The organism is Sorangium sp. So ce131, assembly GCF_051519095.1.
In the GTDB taxonomy this organism is placed as follows: domain Bacteria; phylum Myxococcota_A; class Polyangia; order Polyangiales; family Polyangiaceae; genus Sorangium.
Genome location: NZ_CP150455.1, coordinates 9413857 through 9434401, shown reverse-complemented (window position 1 = coordinate 9434401; position 20545 = coordinate 9413857). Strand labels below are relative to the sequence as shown.

The following is a 20545-nucleotide window of genomic DNA, read 5'->3' as shown; positions in this document are numbered from 1 at the left end:
CGCTCCTCCCGCGCCGCCGCCGGTCCCCTGAAGGGCGCCCCGGCGGCGCGATCACCGCGACGCGAGCAGCCAGGCGATCACGCTGCCGATCGTGAAGAACAAGAGGCCCGCCCCGGCGAGCATCGCGCGCGAGGAGCGCCGCCCGATGAAGCTCGCCGCGGCCTTGAGGCTGCCCGGGGCGACGCTGATCGCCTCCTGCCGGCTCATCTTCTGGAGGGCGGCGTCGAGGGCCACGAGCACCGCGCGCGCGTGCGGGTACCGGTGGTCCGGGTCCTTCGCGAGCAGGCGCATCACCACCGACTCGAGCGCGAACGGGACGACGATGCCGGGGGAGCGCTCGGCGATGGGCGGCGGCGGCGTCCCCCGGTGCTGCGCGAACAGCGCCGACGGCTCGGTCGCGGTGAAGGGGTGCTTGCCCGCGAGCATCTCGTACAGGATGACGCCGAGCGCGTAGAGATCGGCGCGCCGGTCGACCGACCGCATGCCGAGCGCGGCCTCGGGCGCCATGTACGCGACGGTGCCGAGCAGCACCCCGGCGTTGGTGAGCGAGCGGCGCGCGCCGTCGCCGGCGGGCAGCGAGAACTGCTCCATGGGGACCTTGGCGAGGCCGAAGTCGATGAGCTGGACGCGCTCCTCCGGCCCGTCGAGGACCATGATGTTGAGCGGCTTGACGTCCCTGTGCACGATCCCGAAGTCGTGCGCCGCGTTCAGGGCGGTCGCGAGCTGGCGCGCGATGTTCGCCGCGCGCGGGGCCGGGATGGGGCCCTTGTCGATGAGCTTGCGCAGCGTGATGCCGCGGATGAACTCCATCACCATGAACCACGCGCCGTCGTCGAGCTGGTTGATCTCGTAGACCGCCGCGACGTTCGGGTGGAAGATGTGGCGGCCGGCGATGGCCTCGCGCTCGAAGCGCTCGATGAGCTCCGGCAGCTCCTCGGCGTCCGGGTGGAGCACCTTGACGGCCACGTCCTCGCCGGTCGCGAGCTTCTTGGCCCTGAAGACGGCCGCGATGCCGCCCATCGCGACGAGCTCCTCGATGCGGTACCGGTGGACGAGCGTCCGGCCGATGAGCGACATGGCCCGCTCGTGCGCCGCGGAGCTCGCCTGTCCCCCCGCGAGGTACACGTTCCCGCTCATGACGCCGCGCCTCCAGGACGACGCGCCCGCGCGCGGCCCGCGTGGCCCGCGCGGCGGCGCAGGGCGCGACCCGGCGCGCTGAACGCGCACGGCGTTCGGCGGCGGAACGGTGCGTCCACCCTCGCTGGCATCGTACGCTCTGGCACCCGGCGCCCGAGGGTAGCGCCGCTCTGCGCTCAGCGCCATCTCCGCGGTCGCCCCCGCCACGGCGAGCGAGCCCCGCCGCGGCGTCGCCCGCCCGCCCGCATCGAGCATGGAGATCGTGCAACACGGGTGAGGTGCGCGCGAGGTTGGCCGGGCCTCCGCGTGGCTCGGCCGCGCGGGCCTCGCCGCGCGGTCGCGCGGGGTCGTCGGCGCGCTCGACCGGAGAGAGCTCCCATGAAGCGGGGAGGCGGGAGAACCATTGATCTCTTCTTTCCGCCTTCGCGCCTCCGGCCTTCAGGGTCCGATCCCCACCGTCACCCCGCGTGGACGGCCGGCGGATCGTGGATGGAGGCCGCTCGCTCGCCGCGTTGTCGTGGTCAGTCGTCCCCCGCGCGAGGGGCGACATGCGCCGCTCGGAGCGGCGACAGCCGCCGAGGAGATGCGACGCCACGCGTGGAGGTGCGAGCGGTCAGGCGCCCTGGACGCGCTGGATCGCCCTGGCTGCACCGCGGCCGACTCCCCACATCGGCGCCTGCCGTGTGTGGACGAACGCGAGGAGAATGCGAGACGCCACGGGTGCTTTCCGCGAACAAGCTCGTGTAGCCTCTATGAGTGGAGGTTTCCATGCAGAGCACATTGTGTCGCACCGTTTTCGTCGCGCTGTCCGTCGGACTCGCCGTGGCTGCCTGTTCCGAGCCCGATGCGGCGAACCTCTTCGTCACCGGCGCCTCCGGGGCGGGAGGTGCGCCCACGTCGTCGGGCGGCGGCGAGGGCGGCGCGACCGGCGGGGAAGGTGCGGCGGGGGGCGCGGGCGAGGCGGGGGCGGGTGGAGGCGGCGGGGGCGGCGGCGAAGGTCCGGTGGTCGTGGAGCCGCCGGTCTGCGGGGACACCTACGTCAACTGCGACGGGGACGACGAGGGCACCTGCGAGGTCAACGTGATGGGCGACGCCCTGCACTGCGGGACGTGCCCGGTGGAGTGCGAGGGCAGCTGCCAGAACGGCAGCTGCGTCGCGCCCCGGACCCACGCCGTGGGCCTGCGGGATCCGCTGTTCATCGCCGCCTCCGGCGGCAATCTGTTCTGGACCAACGGCAATGGCCGCTCGGTCATGCAGTGGTCCCGGGAGGGCGACGCCACGATCACCCTGGCCGAGGAGCAGGTGCAGCCGGCGGACATCAAGGCGGACGCGACGCACGTCTTCTGGGCCAACCAGGGGGAGAGCGGCGAGAGCACCGGCCAGATCGTGAGGGCGGTGATCGGGGGAGGCGAGGAGCCGGTGGTCATCGCCGCGGCGCAGGCCGCGCCCTTCGGCGTGGCGCTCGACGACGAGTATGTCTACTGGACGAACCGCGAGCGCAGCGGCGCCGTGGTCCGCGCGCGGAAGGACTCGAACGGCAACGGGCCGTTCACGACCCTCTGGAGCCGCGCGGGGACGCCGCACGCGCTCGCGGTCGACGAGACGCACGTCTACTGGACCGTGCGCTCCCAGGGCGGCCGCGTCATGTCCGCGCCGAAGGACTCCGACGGCGAGGGCCCGTTCACCACGATCGCGGTCGACCAGGGCGAGGTGCGCGAGATCGCGCTCGACGCGACGCACGTCTACTGGACGACCAGCACGACCGGCAACGTGATGCGCGCCCCCAAGGACGGCGCCGGGGAGCCCACGGCGATCGCCACCGGGCTGGGCAACCCGAGGGGCATCGCCGCCGATCGGACGGGCGTCTACTGGACCGACCCGACCTCGCCGAACATCATGAAGCTGTGGCCGAACGGGATCCTCGGGGCGTTCGTCGCGGGGGAGCCGTCGCCCTACGGCATCGCGCTCGACGCGGAGCGCGTCTACTGGACCAACGGCCTCGGCACGGACGGCTCCGTGATGAGCGCGCGCAAGTAGCGCGCGGGGCGCGACACGACCCGGCCCCAGCGGCGCGCGCGCGTGCTACAAGCTCGCGCTGTGCTGCTCGAGACATTTCCCGTGGGTCCGCTGGGGTGCAACTGCTCGATCCTCGTCGACCCGGCCAGCAAGGGCGCGGTGGTCATCGATCCCGGCGGCGATTTCGACGAGATCCGCGGGCGCCTCGAGAAGGCGGGCGCGAAGGTCGCGGCGATCGTGCACACGCACACCCATATCGATCACGTCGGCGCCACGGCGCCGCTCCAGCGCTGGTCGGGCGCCGCGGCGCGCATCCACGAGGGGGATCGCTTCCTTTACGACATGCTCCCCGTCCAGGCGGCGATGCTCGGCATCGCGCTGCCCGAGGCGTGCGAGATGGAGGGCGACCTCGACGACGGCGCCGTCGTGAAGGCGGGCGGGCTCGACGTCCACGTGCTGCACACGCCCGGGCACACGCCCGGCAGCGTGTCGTTCCTGGTCGAGGCGGCGACGGGCGCCGTCGCGTTCACCGGGGACACCCTGTTCCGGCGCAGCATCGGCAGGACCGATCTGTGGGGCGGCGACGCGCAGGCGATCTTCACATCCATCCGCCGCAAGCTGCTCACGCTCGACCCGTCGACCCGGGTCGTGACCGGACACGGCCCTTCCACGACCATCGGTGAGGAGCGCGACAGAAACCCATTTCTCAAGGGCTGACGCGCCCGCGGCTCTCGTGCGCTGAGCGGCCGGCGGGGCGGGCTCGGGCGCCGCCGCGGCGCGTCCGCCCGAGGACGTCAGAGCGCGCGCGACTGCGCGCGACTGCGCGCGACTGTGTACGATTGCGCTCGATCGCCTGGTTCTATCGCGAAAAAATGCTTGCATCCCGCCGGGATTCTTCCGAAAAATGCCACACGACGGCGACTGTAACGGCTCACCTGCCCGGGCCGACCGCTGTCCGTCGCGGAAGTTGAGCCCCGATGAGCACCGAAAGCGCGCCCGCCACGAAGCTTGATCTGGAGATCCTCCCCACGCCGCATCCTCTCGACGACGCCGAGCGCGCGGCGCGGATACAGAACCCCGGCTTCGGGCGCCTGTTCACGGAGCACATGGTCGTGATCCCGTACGTTGCGGGCAAGGGTTGGCTCAGGGGGCAGCTCAAACCTTACGCGCCGCTCACGCTGGATCCTGCGGCGTCGGTGTTGCACTACGGTCAGGCGATCTTCGAGGGGTTCAAGGCGTACCGCCAGCCGGACGGGAGCATCAAGACGTTCCGGCCGGAGGCGAACGCGCTCCGCTTCAACAGCTCTGCGCGGCGGCTCGCGATGCCGGAGATGCCGGTCGAGCTGTTCGTGGGCGCGGTGGACGCCCTGATCCGCCAGGATCGCGCGTGGGTGCCCACGCCGGTGGGCGAGAGCCTCTATCTCCGCCCGCTGATGTTCGCGACCGAGGCGGCGCTCGGGGTGAAGGCTGCGAGCACCTACGATTTCCTGGTGATCGCGTCCCCGGCCGGCGCGTATTTCCCTCAGGGCGTGAAGCCGGTGACGGTCTGGATCTCGGAGGATTTCGTCAGGGCGGCGCCGGGCGGCACGGGCGCGGCGAAGTTCGCCGGCAACTACGCGGCGAGCCTGCTCGCGCAGATGAACGCGGCGGCCGAGGGCTGCGCGCAGGTGGTGTGGCTCGACGCGGTGGAGCGCCGTTATGTCGAGGAGATGGGCGGGATGAACATCTTCTTCGTTTACGAGGAGGGCGGTCGTCCGGTGCTGGTGACGCCGGCGCTGACAGGCACGCTCCTCCCGGGCATCACCCGCGACAGCATCCTTCAGCTCGCCCGTGATTTCGGCTATCGCGCGGAGGAGCGCAAGGTCACCTTCGACGAGTGGCGCGCGGCGGTCCGCGAAGGCCGCATGACCGAGGCGTTCGCGTGCGGCACGGCCGCGGTGATCACGCCCATCGGCGCGGTGAAGTCCCGCGAGGGCACCTTCACCCTCCACAACAACGAGACCGGCCCGGTCGCCACGCGTTTCCGCGAGGCGCTGCTCAACATCCAGCACGGCCTGGCGCCCGACCGGTACGGCTGGATGCACGCCGTGGTCTGACGCGGACGCCGGGGGCCTGCCAAGCGGGCCGCGCCGGCGGGTGGGTCCGCGCGCGCCGACGTGGCGCGGGCGGGCGCTGGCCAATCGGCAAGACCGGGGCGGGGGGAGCTGAAGCAGAGAACACCGCCCGGCATGTCTCCCTTCGGGCCATGCTGGCTGGGACGTTATGGTGCGCGCCACACAAGGCGCGCCTGAGGCGTCGAGATGACAGGGGCCTTATGGTACCTCGGTCGGTGCTCGGCGCGCCCGCCCGCGCCACGTCGGCGCGCGCGGACCCACCCGCCGGCGCTCACGGTGGAGGAGAGGGTCAGTCGGCGGCGGGGGAACGCTTGGACTTCGTGGTCATGCCGTACTCGTGGAGGCGGTACTGGATGGTGCGGATGCTGATGTCCAGGAGCTCGGCCGCGCGGGTCGTGGAGCCGTTCGTGGCCTCGAGGGTCGACAGGATGGCGTAGCGCTCGATCTCGGCCATCGTCGCGCCGGGGATGCGCAAGGCGCCCTTCGCCACCGGGGCGATGTCGATGGGGAGGTGCTCCTCGTCGATGAGCGTGTCCTCGCAGAGCACGACCGCCCGCTCGATCGCGTTCTCCAGCTCCCGCACGTTCCCGGGCCAGCGGTGCGCGACGATCTTGGCGCGCGCGCGGTCGGCGAACCCCTCGATTTTACGGCGGTTTTCGGCGGCGAAGCGCCGGAGGAAATGGTTGGCCAGGAGCAGCACGTCGGTGTCGCGGACGCGCAGCGGCGGCATGTCGATGTGGACGACGTTGAGGCGGTAGTAGAGATCCTCGCGGAACCGGCCCTCCTGCACGGCGGCGGCGAGATCGCGGTTCGTCGCGGCGATGAGGCGCACGTCGACCGAGACGGTGTCGTTGCCGCCGACCCGCTCGAACGCCCGCTCCTGGAGCACGCGGAGCAGCTTCACCTGCGTCGACGGGGGGATCTCGCCGACCTCGTCGAGGAACAACGTGCCGCCGTGCGCCTGCTCGAAGCGGCCGACGCGGCGGCGGTCGGCGCCCGTGAACGCGCCGCGCTCGTGGCCGAACAGCTCGCTCTCGAGCAGGGACTCCGCCAGCGCCGCGCAGTGCAGCGCGACGAAGGGGCCCTTCGCGCGCGAGCCCTTCGCGTGGATCGCGCGCGCCAGCTCCCCCTTGCCCGTGCCGCTCTCGCCCGTGATGAGCACCGTCGCCCGGGCGCCCGCCACCTGCCGCGCCATCCGGTAGACCTTCTGCATCGCCGGGCTCGCCCCGATGAGGCCCTCCACGCCCTCGCCCTCGCGCTCCCGCAGCTGCCGGCGGAGGTTCTCCGCCTCGACCCGGAGCGCGCTCCGCTCCTGGGCGCGCTCGATCGCGAGCAGCAGCGCGTCGAAGTCGACCGGCTTCGTCAGGTAATCCTCGGCGCCCGCGCGCATCGCCTGCACCGCCGAGGACACGTCGCCGAACGCGGTGACGACGATCACCGGGACGTCCGGGTCCTGCTCGCGCAGCTTGCCGAGCAGCGCGACTCCATCCATCCGGGGCATCTTCAGATCGGTGACGACGACGGCCGGAGGCCGCTCCGCCGCGACCTCGAGCGCCTCGACCCCGTCGGCCGCCGCATCGACGAGATACCCCTCCTGCCGCAAGAGCTTCTCCAGCCCGGAGCGCGCGCTCGCCTCGTCGTCCACGACGAGCACCCGCGCGCCCTGTTTCTTCTCCGCGTTCATGCCGTTCCTTCCGAGGTCCAGCCCAGGATATCGCGTCTCCGCGGCCCCGCGACCCCGTTCGAAGGCGGCAGGCGGCAGGCACACGAACGCCGGAGGGAACACGCAAAATCCGCGCCGCTGCGCGGACTGCACGTCGTCTGGAGCGCTGGAAGGAGGTCGTCTCAGCGGCTCTCGGTCGCCTCGACGTTGCCGCGGATGCCGGCGCCGAGATCGGAGAGCTCCGCGGCGAGCATCACGGTCAGATCATCGGCCGTCACGATCCCGGTCACCTTGCCGTCGTGGCGCACGATCGGCAGCCGCCGGACGCCGCGCTCGCGCATCAGGCGGAGCGCCGTCTCGATGCTGTCGGTCTGCTGGAGCGTCGTCGGATCGTACGTCACCACGTCCGAGACCACGGTCGTCGCCGGATCGCGCGCCTCGGCCATCACCCGCAGCACGAGGTCGCGGTCGGTGACGATGCCGATGGCGCGCGCGCCGTGCGTGACCACGACGCAGCCGACGCGGAACTCCCGCATCCTGCGGGCGACGTCCGTGACCGACTCCGTGAGCTCGGCGCTCACGGCACCATGTTCAAAGCGGCTGAGCGACATCTCTTTATCCTCCGCGCGAGCCTCTGCCGGTCCGACCCTCGTCCTACCGACGCCCAGCGCACGTTGCATGTCCTGCGCCATCCGGCCGCGCCCGGCGCCGCGGCCGAGCCCGGCGGCGCCCCTTCGCAAGGGCTGCGCGCGCGCGCAAGCCGTTCGCCGCGAGGGGCGCGCTCACCGGCTCAGGCGGGGCCGGGAAGCTCGGCGGCGCAGCGGCGGCGGCCATCGACGCCGCGCTGGAGCGCAGCTCGCCGCTCAGGGCGGCGTAGTCGACCGGCTTCGTGTGCACCACCGCCTCGGGCGCGAAGCCGCGGCCGAGCCTCGCCACGAGCTCGGGATAACCGGTGACCACGAAGATCGGGAGGGACGGCCGCAGCGACCGCGCGAAGCGCGCCACCGCGAGGCCGTCGGCGTGGGGCATCCGGAAGTCCGTCACCAGGATGTCGGGCACCGGCCGCCGGGCCAGCCGCGCGATGGCGAGGGCGCCGTCGGTGGCCAGCTCCACCCGGAAGCCGTCGTCTTCGAGGAGGCGCACGAGCAAACGGGCGGTGCGGACGTCGTCGTCCACGAGCAGGATCAGGGGCGCTTCGGCGCTGCGTGGTTCCACGCCGGGAGCTCTACCAACTTGCGTGCCAGACGCCTGACGGGCCCGCGGCCCTCGCCCGGGGCGACAGGCCCGATCCGCCGGGCTCGTCGGACGGCCGGCGATCAACCGGCGAGGCGGATCGGGAGCGTCACGCGGAAGATCGTCTTGCCCGCGCGGCTCTGGAACTCGATGGCGCCCTCGTGGTCGGTGACGATGCGGTGCGCGATGGCGAGGCCGAGCCCGGTGCCGTTCGGCTTCGTCGAGTAGAACGGGTCGAAGATCGGCGCCTCCGGGCTCGTGATCCCGGGCCCGTCGTCCTCGACCTCGACGACGGCGTGGCGCGGCTTCCGCCGGGCCCGGAGGACGACCGTGCCGCCGGTCGCCCCCGCCGCCTCGACCGCGTTGCGCAGGAGGTTCAAGAGGACCTGCTCCATCTTCGCGGGATCGAGGTCGAGCACGATGTCGGCCGACGGCAAGTCGACCTTCACCTCGGCCGCGGCGCCGGCGGCGTCCGACGAGGCGATGCGCGCGGCGCGCTCGCAGATCGCGACGAGGGACGCCGGCTCCAGGTTCAGCGGCTTCGGCCGGGCGAAATCGAGGAACTCGCTCACCAGCGTCGACAGGCGGCGGATCTCCTCGCGGACGACCTTGATCGCCTCGAGGGTGTCCGGGTCCCTCATGCCGGCGCGCGCGAGCCCCCGCTCGAGGAACGTCACGTGGAGCTGCGCGCCGTTGAGCGGGTTCCTGATCTCGTGCGCCAGGCCGGCCGCGAGCGTCCCCACCGCGGCGAGCTTCTCGCTCTGGCGCACGCGCGCGGCGAGCGCGTTCTCGTCGGTCGTGTCCTGCCCGATCGCGAACAGGACGACCTCGTCGTCCGCCGCGGAAGGCGCGTACGCGAGCTGCCACCGCACGTCGCGGATCTTGCCCGCGCGCGTGCGGACGCTGCTCTCCAGGACGTCCGCGCCGGCGGCGCGGCCCGCGGCGAGCTCCTCGACCAGGGCGCCGTGGTCCGCGCGCACCTCCTCGGGGAGCAGCGCCTCGACGAACGGCGTCCCGAGCACCTCCTCCCGCCCGAGCCCCGTGATCCGCTCGGCCTCCCGGTTGAAGAGCCGCACGACCGCGCGCGCGTCGAGCCCCACGACGAGGACCTTGGCGAGCTCGACCGCGCTCTTGTACCGGTGCTCCGTGCGCGCGAGCGTGCGCCCCACCTCCTCCCGGTCGAGGCGCTCGGCGCGCTGCGCCCGCGCGAGGAAATCGTCGCGGTACGTCTCCAGCATGATCGCGAGCTCGAGGTCGAGGATCTTGGCCAGCGCCGCCCGGACCGGGATGTCCGAGGCGAAGGGCGCGCTCGAGGCGATCTCGCCGAGCGCGAGGCGGATGAGCGCCATCGCCGTGAACATGTACCGCTGCGGCAGCCCGACGCGCACGTGGATGCGGCCGATCTTGGCGGTCTCCTCGAAATACGCCGCGTCGTAGGGGCCGGTGCAGACCCTCGTCATCCATCGGACGAGCGACGCCTTGAGCCGCTCCACCTGCTCCTCGCCGGCGAAGACCGCGTGCGCGTCCTCGTGCTCGCGGATGCGGTCGTAGAACTCGTCCGCGATGCGCGGGAAATGGGGCGCCGCGTGCGCGCGCAGCGCGGCCAGCCAGCGCGCGTCCTCCTCGCCGAAGCGGACGTACCGCTTGATCTCCTCGAAGAGGGTCTCGCGGGCGGGCTCCGCGCCGGAGCCGGTCACGCGCCGGCCTCCGCGGCCCGAGACCAGCCCCTCGCCCTGTCCACGATCGCCCGGAGCGCCGCCTCGTCCTCGCCGCCGCGCGCGACGATGTCCGGCGAGGCCGGCGCCTCGTACTCGAGGTCCGCGCCGGGCAGCGCGCCGACGTCCCCCGCCCCGGATGCCCGGTAGAGCCCCTTCGCGTCGCGCGCGCGGCAGACCGACGGATCGACGTCCACGAACACCTCGACGAGCCGCGGCGCGAGCGCGCGGGCGCGCTCCCGGTAGGCGCGGCGGTGCGCCGTCGCGGCCACGATCACGATCATGCCTTGCCGCGCGAGCAGCGCCGCGAGGCGCGCGAGCGTCTCGTAGAACGCGCCGCGGCCCTCGGGGTCGTAGCCGGGGCTCGGCACGAGCGCGCCCCGGACCTCGTCGCCGTCGAGCACGCAGCTCGCCCGGCCCTCGCCGAGGAGCGCGCGGCGCGCGCGCTCGGCCAGGGTGGACTTGCCGGACGAGGGCAGCCCCGTGATCCAGACGACGGCGCCGCTCATGCGAAGATCCTCTCGGCCTCCTCCGGGTCGAGGCGCGGGGCGTCGAGGGCGCGCTCCACGAAGGTGAGCAGCGCGTCCCGCGCGCGCTGCGTGACCGCAGGGTACCACCGCGGGTTCGCCAGCACGAGCCCGCGCCACGCCAGGAACGGCGCCGCCGCCTCGAGCAGGCCCGCGGAGCCGCCCCAGCCGAGGTACACCTGCCAGAACCGCCGCCACAGCGCGCGGAGGCCGCCCTGCCAGGCGCCGGGCGCGTCCAGCGCGAAGAAGACGTAGTTGATGGCGAGGCAGGTGACGTCGTCCGCGGGATCGCCCTGCGAGCCGCGGCTCGTGTCGAGCAGGGTGAGCCGCGACGCCTCGTCGAACACGATGTTGAAGGGGTGGAAGTCGCCGTGGGTCCGCGCGAGCCGTAGGTCCCGGCCGCGGAGCTTCCATCGCCATTCCACGCAGCGCTGCTCGATGGCCTGGAGCCGCCCGGGCGGCGCGCCGGGCACGTCGTCCGGGTAGCCGTCGATGATCCCGAAGATGCCCTCGCCGTGGCCCACGAGGTCGCGCACCGCGCGGCGGTAGCTGCCCGGCTGCGCGCCGGGCGCCTCGTGGAGCTCGATCAGGTACCTGGCGAGCGCCTCGCAGCGCGCGAGGTCCTCCGGGCCGGCGCGCCGCTCCTCCGCGACGCGGCGCAGATCCGCCGCGTAGAGGCGCCCCTCCGCGTACGTGGTCAAGAGGTAGAACTCGCCCGCTTCTCGCAGCGACAGGAAGCGGCGGTCGCGGGTCAACGCGCCGACGTCCACGACCTCGACATGCGCCGGGATGGACCCGAAGGTGTCGAACGCGAGCAGCATATCCCCCGCGCGATCCGACCGCCGATCGTGGCCGAACTCGTTCGCGGTCGACGTGTGCAGCACCAGCCTCCGCTGCGAGCCGTCTGGCCCCGCCACGGTGATCCGGCGGGGGGCGCCGTAACCGGCAGCCTTCTCGGTCGGGTCGTGGCTCGAGCTGCCGTCAGGTCCCATGGTGGTGATCTCCACGACCCGCACATCCGGCAAGGCCGCCTCGACGAGCTGGCGAATCGGGCCTGAGGGATCGGACTCGGGCGGGAGCGCCTGGGCACTCATGGTCTCCTCCTGGAGCTGGACGTGGCGACGTGGTCACCGGACGAGCAAGAAGCAGGCCGCGTGCCTGAAGAGCCTGGTCCTGCCGCACCGCGGATCGCGGCGGGATCGCGGACCGAGCCGGCGCCCGCGGGGATGTGGTCGACGGGGGCCGGGCCGGGCCGGGCGCGCTCGCAGAACCTGCGCCCCCGCGCGAAGCGTGCGCCGCGCCGGGCGAGGCGTGGATCAGCGCTTCGGGAGATCGTCGGGGACGCGCCCGATATGATAGGGCCGCATCATCTCGTTGTCCTCGTGCTCGAGGATGTGGCAATGCCACACGAACCGGCCGGGCCTGTTGAACGTCGCCCTGATCCGCGTGATCTCCGAGGGCGGCGCGATCACGGTGTCCTTGAGGCCCGTCTCGCCCGCTTCCGGCGGGCGTGACGCGCCGCCGAACGGCTGGCGATCCACGACCTCGAACTGGATCTCGTGGATATGGATCGGGTGCGCGTCCATGGTGAAATTGTAGATCTCCCAGATCTCGGTCGACCCTGTGGCCGGGTTTTCCGTGATCGGATCGTGCCAGAAGAGCGGCCTCGGCGTGCCTGCCTCTGGAGGCGGCTCGATGGTGCCCAGCAGGGCTGCCCGCGGGCCGGCGTCGGGATCGATCGCGGAGCTCACCTCGTTCAGGGACACCCGCCGTACGGCGCCCGCGGCTCCGGGCCGCGCGAGCTGCGGCAGCCGGAGCCGGTGAGGGGGTGTGCTCGTGTCCGCGCTCGTCGCCGGGACGACGCGGAACTGCATCACCTGCCCTGTGGTCGCCGGGTCTGCCGGGGTCGACATGCTGCCTCCGAAGGGCGCGTCCGGCCCGAGGTTGCGCAGGACGATCGCGGCGCCGGCGCGGACGCGGCTGAAGTCCACGATCACGTCCGCGCGCTCGGCCGGCCCGAGCGAGAGGGTGGCGCGCTCCACCGGGGAGGGGAGGAACCCTCCGTCGGAGCCTATCTGCCAGAACGGGAGATCGTTCTCCATCTGCAGGATCAGGAACCGCGAGTTGCTGCCGTTCAGGATGCGGAAGCGGTAACGCCGCTGCTCGACCTCGAGGTACGGCCACGCCTGGCCGTTGACGACCATGACATCGCCGAAGAACTCCGGGACCCAGATCGGCGGGATGTCGCCGCGCGGGATGTACAGATCGGCGAGATCGGGAGGGAGCCCGCGCGTGTCCGGGTAGAAGAGCGACCCGTCGTCGTTGAAGGAGCGATCCTGGATCACGAGCGGGATCTCGTACGTCATCGGTCCAGTGCAGTCGCAGTCGCCGGGCGCCGCGGCCGGTCCGGGGAGCATGCCGGGCGGGAGATCGTCCGGGCCGCCGCGCAGCAGGTAGAAGCCGGCCGGGCCTGCGTAGGCGTTGAGGCGGGTGAGGCCGAGCGTGTGATCGTGATACCAGAGCGTCGTCGCCGGCTGGTTGTTCGGGTACTGAAACACGGCCGCCCCTGGCTCCCAGAGATGTCCGAGCGGCGACGTGCGCCGGTAGTAATCGTAGAAGGTGCCGGTCCCCGCGTATCCCTCGGGGATGTCGGCCGCCGCGGGGAGGTACCAGGCCTCGGGATATCCGTCGCTCTCCTGGCGCACGTCCGCGGCGCCGTGGAGGTGCGTGACGAACGGCACCGGGCCCCGGTACGGCCCGGGCTCGCATGCGCCGGTGAAGGTGGGCTGCGCGTCGCGGCCTGCCAGCCCGCCGGGCGGGTTGGCCCAGTGCAGGGTCGGGTCGACCGGGAGCAGGTGCGGGAGGAAGCGGCCGGTCGCTGGATCCTTGAGGTCGTTGATCCACTTCACGCGCACGGGCCTCCCCCACCTCGCCTCGATGGTGAACCCCGGGTAGCTGAACGTCTCGGGGTGGCGGAGCGACCCGTACCCCCACACCGTGGTCGGGGGCAGGCCCAGGCCGGGCGGCAGGACGTGCTGCGCGAACTGCCGGACAGCGATCTCGTAATAATCGAAGTAATCGAAGCGCGTGCCGAGCGTGTAGCTCACGCTCGCCCTGGGCATGACGGGCGGGACGAGCAGCGGGCGGGTGTACCGGTGCGCGGCGACGTCGGATCCGCGCAGGGTCGGCCCCTGCGCCCGCACGATCGGACACGCCTCGATGACCGCCCTCGCCAGACCGCCCCGCCGCAGCACCAAGAACCCGCCCGTCGCGGCCAAACCCTGCCGGAGGAGCTGTCGTCGTTTCATGGAGGACATCGCATCTCCTTGCCTCACAGCCACGCTGCGGACACGGGGCATCATGACGGGCGAGGGGATCCGAGCAATCCAGGCAGCTCCGGATCTGGGCGCCTGGATGACCATGCACGAGGATCCGGATTCGTCAGATCCTCGGCGGAGGGCCTCTCATGACGACGGGAAGAGACGAGGAACAGCGGGATCTCGGGAAGACACGAGGAGCAGGGGGATCTTCCTCCCGCCGTCCCGCCTTGATGCCGGGGTGACGGCGCGACCCGCTGGCGCGGCTCGTCTCCTGCTTGTGTCGTGGGGAGGGGGGCGGCCGCGGCCCGCGCGCGGCAACGCCGCCCGCGGGGCGGAGGACGCCGCCCGCGTGGCGGAGGCCGCCCGCGGGGTGGAGACCGCCGCCCGCGGGGCGGAGGCCGCCCGCCGGGCAGCGCGGTCCAGGCTGGGGGCGCTTACTTCGCCGCCGGCCACTGCTCCTTGGGGACGTCCTTGTAGACGTCCTCGACCTTGTGGAACCCGTCGGCGATCACCGTGGAGGCGAGGTTGTCCTTGTCCACGGCGATCGGCGCGATGAGCACGCTCGCCACGTCCTTCTTCCCGTTGTTGACCGTCTGCGTCTTCTCGCCGACGGGCTCCTTCTTCGCCAGCTTGATGGCGAGCTCGGCGGCCTTGTCGGCGAGCAGCTTGATCGGCTTGTAGACGGTCATGCCCTGCGTGCCGGCCGCGATGCGCTGGCAGGCGGCGAGCTCGGCGTCCTGCCCCGACACGCCGACCTTGCCGGCGAGCTTCTGCTCGCCGAGCGCCTGGACGGCCGCGCCCGCGAGCCCGTCGTTCGACGCGACGACCGCGGTCACGTTGTTGTTGTTCTTGGTGAGCGCGTTCTCGGTGATCTTGAGCCCCTCGACCGGCTGCCAGTCCTTGGCCCACTGGTCCGCCACGACCTTGATGTCGCCCTTGTCCACGAGCGGCTTCAGGATGTTCATCTGCCCCTCGCGGAAGAGCTTCGCGTTGTTGTCGGTGGGGGAGCCGCCGATGAGCACGTAGCTCCCCGTCGGGTGCTTCTTCACGAGGTACTCGGCCTGGAGCTCGCCCACGCGGACGTTGTCGAAGGACACGTAGAGGTCCACGTCCGAGTCGAGGATCAGCCGGTCGTAGGCGATGACGGGCACGTTCTGCTTGTGCGCCGACTCGACGATGGTGGCCGTGGTCTTGGCGTTGTGGGGCACGACCACGAGCACGTCGACGCCCTGCGTGAGCAGGTTCTCGGCCTGCGAGTTCTGCAGGGCGTCGTCGCTGTTCGCGGACTGCACGAGCACGGTGGCCCCGAGCGACTCGGCCTTGGCCTTGAACAGGTCGCGGTCGCGCTGCCACCGCTCTTCCTTGAGGGTGTCCATCGAGAAGCCGATGGTGATCTTCTTCTTGTCGCCGGGCTTCGCGTCGGCGGGCTTGGCGTCCGCGCCCTTCGCGGCTTTGTCCTCGGTCTTGCCCGCGGTCGCGTCGCCCTCGGACGGCTTCGAGCAGCCGGCCGAGATCGCGAGCGAGAAGAGCGCCATGAGAAAGGCAGAACGACGAATCAAGGTGACCTCCGGTCTGTGCAGGATATGGGGCTAGGGTGATGGGACCGCCGGAGATGTCCTCACGGGGTCGCGTTGATCTGGTCAGCGTACTGCATGATGAGGTTCAGCGTGTCCGTGTCGCTGTCATACACCGAGTACCACCCCTGGATCTCGTGGGGCGGATCGCCGATGTAGTCTTCGCCGAAGCGCCAGAACGCGTTCGGGTTGCCCGCCGGCCTCCCGGTGCCGCCCCAGGCCCAGAAGTTGACACCGGCGAGCTCGGGGTTTTCGGCGACGGCGGCGAAGACGGTCGCATAGTACTTGTTCCGCTTCTCGACGGTCGAATTTACAGGCTGCGCCTTGTCGTCGCGCGCGAGCCCGAACTCCTCGGGCACGGCCGGTTTGTCGAGCGCCTTGGCGTGGGCGAGCTGGGTCTCGATGAACTCGTTGCTCTCGGCGATGGCGGCGTCGAGCCCGGTCGCGTCGTCGCTGTCGATCGGCAGGGACGGATCGTACCACGACCAGTTCTCGGGCCAGATGTGGAACGTCAGGTAGTCGATCTCGGGCACGGCGTGGAACTCGCGGAAGTCGCTGTTGGCGTAGGCGCCCCACATGTAGAGCTCGCCCTCGGAGCCGATGGACACCAGGTGGTTCTTATCGATGTCCTTGATGAACTTCGCGGTCCGCTGGACCCACAGCTTGAAGAGCGCGCTCCAGCCCTGGAAGGACCGGGGCTCGTTCGCGAGCTGCCACGCCATGATGCCCGGGTGGTCCTTGAGCGCCTCGATCAGCGGCTCGGCGCGGTTATAGAAGAACTCCTGCGCCTTCGTGTTGCACAGGAACAGGGTCGAGATGTCCTGCTGGTCGTCCCAGGCCGGGCCTGCCGGCGTGATGGTGTTCGGGTGGGGGATCTCGAAGGTGGCGCCGCGCGGCACGATCTGGCAGTCGTCGCCCGTGCCGGGCTGGAACCGGGTCGACGCGGAGAACGGCACGTGGTGGCCCGCGGCGAGCAGCGGCTCGCCCGAGGTCGGGTGGGTCAGCCCGACCTGGTACTGCTCGTAGCTCTTGCCGCACGTGGTCTCGGGCTGCTCGTAGGCCCATTTGATGTACTGGGGCATCCCGCCCGACCAGTGGTACCAGTCGTTGAGGGTCATCACCGCCTTCATCCCGCGGCTGTGGACCTCGTCGAGCACCGTCTTCAGGTGGCTCACGTACTCGTCCAGCTTCTCGTCGGCGCACGGCGCGTCGGACGACGCCGGCGTGATCCGCTGCGGGCCGAACTCCGTGTTGTTCTTCTGCGAATCGGGGATGTCGCCCTCGCTCAGCGCCATGATCCGGAGGTTCAGCACCCCCTGGGCCGCCAGGATGTCGAGCTCTGCGCGCAGGCGCTCGAGGCTGATGTAAGGTGCGGCCCAGAAGTTCGTGCCCATGTACTTGTACGGCTTCCCGTCGAGCGTGAACTTACTCCCGTCGACGCGGACGTAGCACTTTTCGGCATTCGCGGCGCAGTCGACGGCCGCGCCGCCGCCGCCCGCGCCCGTTCCGTCCCCGCCGCCGCCGCCCGCTGCGCCGCTGCCATCGGTCCCGGTGCCGCCGGTCCCGGTGGCGTCTGCGCCGCCGGCGCCGCCGGTGCCGCCGGTGCCGCCGGCGCCTTCCGAGGACGCGGGGTCCGTCGTTTCCGAGGAGCACGCGGCGAGCGAGAGCAAACCCAGGGCGAGCAACAAGGTATTTTTCATCATCGTTTCCTCGACGAAAGTGGAGTGTCGTTCCTCAGGAGCGACGGCGCGGAGCCTTCGCGGCGGCCTGGGTCCTGGCCGCCGGAGGTGACCGAGGGGTCGGTCGTTTCCTGCGCCGATACAATTCTCCGTCCGTGCGGTCGCCGTCCTCTGGACGTGCGTCGCCGCGGCTCGTCTCGAAGGCTCATCGGACCGAGCTGCGCTGCGATTGACCCGGGCGCATGCAGACCACTTAATCGGTTCAGCGTCAATAGGGAGGGGCGCCGCGGGCGCCGCTCGGGACGACGCGGCGGCGGCGTCGGCGCGCGAGGGCGCAGCGGTGTGGCGCGGCGGTGGCAGGGCGCGAGCGGATGCTGCCGCCCGACCGGATGGCAGATGGCCGATGCGGGCTGCGGCGGGGCGGTCGACGTGGGGTCGGCTCGGGCGGCGGCCGGCAGCGCGCGCCGCTCAGACGAGCCCATGGAAGGCATCTCCCGAGCGCCTCCGGGACGTTCAGGGTAGGATGGACCGCGGGCCGCTCCGCTGCGCGGCGGCTCGGGAGGCGGTGCGTGACGCCGAACTTGATCCTGCTCGCGGTGCCGGCTTTCTTCGCGCTCATCGGCGTCGAGCTCTGGCTCGCCCGCCGCCGCGGGCGCCGCGACTACCGCTTCTCCGACGCGATCGCGAACCTCTCGTGCGGGGTCGGGCAGCAGACCGTCGTTGCCCTGGTGAGCGCCGGCGTGTTCGTCTATGCGCTCCTCTTCGAGCGCGCCGCGCTCGTCCGGCTCTCACCGAGCTCGCCCGCGGTCTGGCTCGCCTGCTTCGTGGCGGTCGACTTCTGTTATTACTGGGCGCACCGCGCGGGCCATGAGGTCGGCTTCCTGTGGGCGGCCCACGAGGTCCACCACCAGAGCGAGGACTACAACCTCTCGGTCGCGCTGCGCCAGAGCTGGCTCCAGCGCGCCTTTTTCTGGCCGTTCTACTGGCCGCTCGCCCTGCTCGGCTTCCCGCCGGTCGTGCTCGTCACGACGTATTCGCTGAACACCCTCTATCAGTTCTGGATCCACACGCGGCTCGTCGACCGCCTCGGCCCGCTGGAGCTGGTGTTCAACACGCCGTCGCACCACCGCGTGCACCACGGCGCGGACGCGGAGTACCTCGACAAGAACTACGGCGGTGTTCTCATCGTGTGGGACCGGCTGTTCGGCTCGTTCCGGCGGGAGGAGGCGCCGCCGCGTTACGGCGTGGTCAAGCCGCTCCGCAGCTTCAGCGCGCTGCGCGCCAACGTCGATCCGTGGCGGAGGCTCTGGCGCATGGCGGCCGCGGAGCCGCGCCTCTCGGGCAAGCTGCTCGTCCTGCTGCGGCCGCCGGGCTTCCGGTCCGAGGCGTCCCCGCCCGAGCAGGGCCCGCTGCGCACCGACCCGGGCTACGCCGTCTACGACCCGGAGCGGCCGCCGGCGTCGCGCGCGGCCGCGGCGGCGCTCTTCCTGGCGGCGCTCCTCGGCGCGCTCGTGCTGCTCCACCATGCGCCGGCGCTCGCCCCCGGCCCGCTCTGGGCGGGCGCGATCGCGGTCCTCGCGGCGCTCACCGCGGCCGGCGTGCTGCTCGACGGCCGGAGCCGGCCGGCGCCGGCGCTGGCGAGGGGCGAGGCGCCCGCCGCGCCGCCGCAGGAGGGCGTGCCGAGCGCGCCGGCCTGGGCAGCGTCGCGGGCCGGCGCGCCGCCGTGCGCGCCGTCGGATCGCGCGTTGTGAGGGCGCGGGGCGCGGCGCGCGGCTGACGATCGCACGTTGTGAGGGCGCGGGGCGCGGGGCGCGGCTGACACGATGTCGCGATCCGCCCGGCGCCTCGCCATCCAGACAGGCCGCTGCCGGCGCGCTGCACCCGGCGGCCGTGGAATGCCGCGGCGCCGCTCCGGCACAGGACGTGAATAGCGTGTCCGTATGCTTGTTGCGACGACACCCATCGATCGTGAAGACCGGCTCACCGGCGTCCTCCTCGGCACGGCGGTCGGCGACGCGCTCGGTGTCCCTCGGGAGGGCCTCTCCCGCCGCCGCGCCGCGCGCCTGTTCGGCGCGTCGCCCCTCGAGCACCGCTTCGTGCTCGGCCGCGGGATGATCAGCGACGACGCCGAGCACGCGTGTATGGCCGCGCAGGCCCTGCTCGCCGCGCCGGGCGACGCCGGCCGGTTCGCGCGCTCGCTCGGGTGGCGGCTCCGCGGCTGGCTCGCCGCGCTGCCCGCGGGCGTCGGTCTCGCCACGCTGCGCGCGATCGCCAAGCTCTGGCTCGGGTTCTCCCCGGAGCGGAGCGGCGTCTTCTCCGCTGGCAACGGTGCCGCGATGCGCGCGCCGATCCTGGGCGCGAGCCTCGCGCATGAGCCGTCGCGCATCGAGCCTCTGGTGCGCGCGTCCACGCGCCTCACGCACACCGATCCGCGCGCCGAGGAGGGCGCGCGGATCCTCGCGCTCGCCGCCGCGTACGCCGCGGCGCGCACGCCCGAGCAGGTGAACCCGGCCGAGCTGCTCGCCGCGCTCCGCGACCGCGTCGCGGACGTGGAGCTCCGCCGCCGGCTCGACTGCGCGGCGGAGCACCTGGCCCGGCGCGCCTCGGCGGAGGAGTTCGCCGCCGCGCTCGGGCTCGATCAGGGCGTGAGCGGCTTCATCCTCGACACCGCGCCGGCGGCGCTGTTCTGCTGGCTCGCGCACCCCGGCGATTTCCGGCGCGCGGTGGAGGACGTGATCCTGCTCGGCGGCGACGCCGACAGCACGGGCGCCATCGTCGGCGGCCTCGCGGGCGCGACGCTGGGCGCGCGCGCGATCCCGGAGGCGTGGGTGAACGGGATCGCCGACTACCCTCGATCGGTGGCGTGGATGAGGCGGCTTGGCGCGCGGCTCGCGCGGGCGTTCCCGGGCGGCGGCGCGGGGGTTGGGGGCGACGTGGGGGCCGGGGGCGACGCGGGCGCCGCGGGGACTGCGGCTACTGCAGCGGGCGCTGCAGGCGTTGCGGCGGGTTCAGCGGAAGAACGCTCCTCCAGGACGGAAGGGCCGCTCGGCCTCTTCTGGCCGATCCTGCCCGCGCGCAACCTGCTGTTCCTGGTGCTGGCGCTGGGGCACGGGTTCCGGAGGATGCTCCCGCCCTACTGAGCCGGCGAGGCGGGCTGTCCGATCTGGGCGCTCGGATCCGGCTGCATGAGCCCGAAGACGTTGCCTTCCGTATCATGGCAATAGGCCAGCCAGCCGACGCCGGGTATCGCCATCTTGGGGACGACGTTCTTGCCGTCCGCGGCCGTCACCTTCTTCAGGTAGAGGTCGATGTCGTCCACCTCGACCGTGCATGGATAGGCGTTCACGGGCTGCCCCTCGGGCGGCCGCGGCCCGCGGCGGGGCATGAGCCCGCCGTCGATCCCGGGGCTCGCTGCGTCGCCGGTCTTGACGGTCCAGGAGTCGATCTGGCCGAAGCGCTCGAACTGCCAGCCGAAGACGTCGGCGTAGAAGCGCATGGCGCGCTGGGGATCGTCGGCGTGGACCTCGAAGTGGATGACGCGCGGCATGGTGTTCTCCTCGTGTTTCG

Annotated in this window: 16 protein-coding genes; 5 read left to right on the top strand and 11 right to left on the bottom strand. The window is 72.2% G+C overall.

All coding sequences use genetic code 11. The features are described 5' to 3' along the window. Window positions 1-51: 51 nt before the first annotated feature. Window positions 52-1137, bottom strand: coding sequence for a serine/threonine-protein kinase (locus WMF43_RS34135; protein WP_437671108.1), 1086 nt, complete (start codon window positions 1135-1137; stop codon window positions 52-54). Between the two features lie 822 nt (window positions 1138-1959). Here WMF43_RS34135 and WMF43_RS34130 point away from each other — a divergent pair. From WMF43_RS34130 to WMF43_RS34120, 3 genes are all read left to right on the top strand, one after another. Next, window positions 1960-3174, top strand: a complete 1215-nt coding sequence (locus WMF43_RS34130) for a hypothetical protein (protein ID WP_437671107.1) — start codon at window positions 1960-1962, stop codon at window positions 3172-3174. 81 nt (window positions 3175-3255) lie between these two features. Then, window positions 3256-3870: an MBL fold metallo-hydrolase gene (locus tag WMF43_RS34125; protein ID WP_437671106.1), complete on the top strand. Its 615-nt coding sequence runs from the start codon at window positions 3256-3258 to the stop codon at window positions 3868-3870. A 260-nt stretch (window positions 3871-4130) separates the two neighbouring features. Continuing rightward, entirely contained in the window at window positions 4131-5249 is a 1119-nt protein-coding gene (locus tag WMF43_RS34120) for a branched-chain amino acid aminotransferase (protein ID WP_437671105.1), read from the top strand. 307 nt (window positions 5250-5556) lie between these two features. Here WMF43_RS34120 and WMF43_RS34115 read toward each other — a convergent pair whose 3' ends face one another. From WMF43_RS34115 to WMF43_RS34075, 9 genes are all read right to left on the bottom strand, one after another. Continuing rightward, window positions 5557-6951 (bottom strand): sigma-54-dependent transcriptional regulator, encoded by a 1395-nt coding sequence (locus tag WMF43_RS34115; protein WP_437671104.1) that lies wholly within the window; start codon window positions 6949-6951, stop codon window positions 5557-5559. Between the two features lie 161 nt (window positions 6952-7112). Further along, a complete protein-coding gene (locus tag WMF43_RS34110; protein ID WP_437671103.1) occupies window positions 7113-7541 on the bottom strand; it encodes a CBS domain-containing protein in 429 nt (142 codons plus the stop codon). A gap of 43 nt (window positions 7542-7584) precedes the next feature. Beyond that, window positions 7585-8145 carry a response regulator gene (locus WMF43_RS34105; protein WP_437671102.1) on the bottom strand — a complete coding sequence of 187 codons (561 nt, stop codon included), beginning with the start codon at window positions 8143-8145 and terminating at the stop codon, window positions 7585-7587. A 101-nt stretch (window positions 8146-8246) separates the two neighbouring features. Then, on the bottom strand, window positions 8247-9860 hold the full coding sequence (locus tag WMF43_RS34100; protein WP_437671101.1) for a protoglobin domain-containing protein: 1614 nt from the start codon (window positions 9858-9860) through the stop codon (window positions 8247-8249). Further along, on the bottom strand, window positions 9857-10387 hold the full coding sequence (locus tag WMF43_RS34095; RefSeq protein ID WP_437671100.1) for an adenylyl-sulfate kinase: 531 nt from the start codon (window positions 10385-10387) through the stop codon (window positions 9857-9859). Before WMF43_RS34095 ends, WMF43_RS34100 begins: the two co-directional genes overlap by 4 nt. Next, window positions 10384-11499, bottom strand: a complete 1116-nt coding sequence (locus tag WMF43_RS34090; RefSeq protein ID WP_437671099.1) for a phosphotransferase — start codon at window positions 11497-11499, stop codon at window positions 10384-10386. Before WMF43_RS34090 ends, WMF43_RS34095 begins: the two co-directional genes overlap by 4 nt. Window positions 11500-11721: 222 nt before the next feature. Next, entirely contained in the window at window positions 11722-13713 is a 1992-nt protein-coding gene (locus tag WMF43_RS34085) for a multicopper oxidase family protein (RefSeq protein WP_437671098.1), read from the bottom strand. A gap of 446 nt (window positions 13714-14159) precedes the next feature. Further along, window positions 14160-15260, bottom strand: a complete 1101-nt coding sequence (xylF, locus tag WMF43_RS34080; RefSeq protein WP_437684141.1) for a D-xylose ABC transporter substrate-binding protein — start codon at window positions 15258-15260, stop codon at window positions 14160-14162. An 83-nt stretch (window positions 15261-15343) separates the two neighbouring features. Beyond that, complete coding sequence (locus WMF43_RS34075) at window positions 15344-17002, bottom strand: glycoside hydrolase 5 family protein (RefSeq protein WP_437671097.1); 1659 nt, start codon at window positions 17000-17002, stop codon at window positions 15344-15346. 545 nt (window positions 17003-17547) lie between these two features. Between WMF43_RS34075 and WMF43_RS34070 the strand changes: the two genes are divergently transcribed. Together WMF43_RS34070 and WMF43_RS34065 are read left to right on the top strand one after the other, a co-directional pair. Beyond that, window positions 17548-18729 carry a sterol desaturase family protein gene (locus WMF43_RS34070; protein ID WP_437671096.1) on the top strand — a complete coding sequence of 394 codons (1182 nt, stop codon included), beginning with the start codon at window positions 17548-17550 and terminating at the stop codon, window positions 18727-18729. A gap of 189 nt (window positions 18730-18918) precedes the next feature. Beyond that, window positions 18919-20118 carry an ADP-ribosylglycohydrolase family protein gene (locus tag WMF43_RS34065; protein ID WP_437671095.1) on the top strand — a complete coding sequence of 400 codons (1200 nt, stop codon included), beginning with the start codon at window positions 18919-18921 and terminating at the stop codon, window positions 20116-20118. Here the strand turns inward: WMF43_RS34065 and WMF43_RS34060 are convergent. Continuing rightward, window positions 20112-20525: a VOC family protein gene (locus tag WMF43_RS34060; protein WP_437671094.1), complete on the bottom strand. Its 414-nt coding sequence runs from the start codon at window positions 20523-20525 to the stop codon at window positions 20112-20114. The genes WMF43_RS34065 and WMF43_RS34060 overlap by 7 nt on opposite strands. Window positions 20526-20545: the final 20 nt, after the last annotated feature.

Bases quoted from the DNA above. Each gene is read 5' to 3' on its own strand.
- WMF43_RS34115 (WP_437671104.1), bottom strand. From the start codon at position 6,951: ATGAACGCGGAGAAGAAACAGGGCGCGCGGGTGCTCGTCGTGGACGAC.
- xylF (WP_437684141.1), bottom strand. From the start codon at position 15,260: ATGGCGCTCTTCTCGCTCGCGATCTCGGCCGGCTGCTCGAAGCCGTCC.
- WMF43_RS34065 (WP_437671095.1), top strand. From the start codon at position 18,919: ATGCTTGTTGCGACGACACCCATCGATCGTGAAGACCGGCTCACCGGC.
- WMF43_RS34060 (WP_437671094.1), bottom strand. From the start codon at position 20,525: ATGCCGCGCGTCATCCACTTCGAGGTCCACGCCGACGATCCCCAGCGC.
- WMF43_RS34135 (WP_437671108.1), bottom strand. From the start codon at position 1,137: ATGAGCGGGAACGTGTACCTCGCGGGGGGACAGGCGAGCTCCGCGGCG.
- WMF43_RS34110 (WP_437671103.1), bottom strand. From the start codon at position 7,541: ATGTCGCTCAGCCGCTTTGAACATGGTGCCGTGAGCGCCGAGCTCACG.
- WMF43_RS34120 (WP_437671105.1), top strand. From the start codon at position 4,131: ATGAGCACCGAAAGCGCGCCCGCCACGAAGCTTGATCTGGAGATCCTC.
- WMF43_RS34085 (WP_437671098.1), bottom strand. From the start codon at position 13,713: ATGAAACGACGACAGCTCCTCCGGCAGGGTTTGGCCGCGACGGGCGGG.
- WMF43_RS34095 (WP_437671100.1), bottom strand. From the start codon at position 10,387: ATGAGCGGCGCCGTCGTCTGGATCACGGGGCTGCCCTCGTCCGGCAAG.
- WMF43_RS34090 (WP_437671099.1), bottom strand. From the start codon at position 11,499: ATGAGTGCCCAGGCGCTCCCGCCCGAGTCCGATCCCTCAGGCCCGATT.
- WMF43_RS34075 (WP_437671097.1), bottom strand. From the start codon at position 17,002: ATGATGAAAAATACCTTGTTGCTCGCCCTGGGTTTGCTCTCGCTCGCC.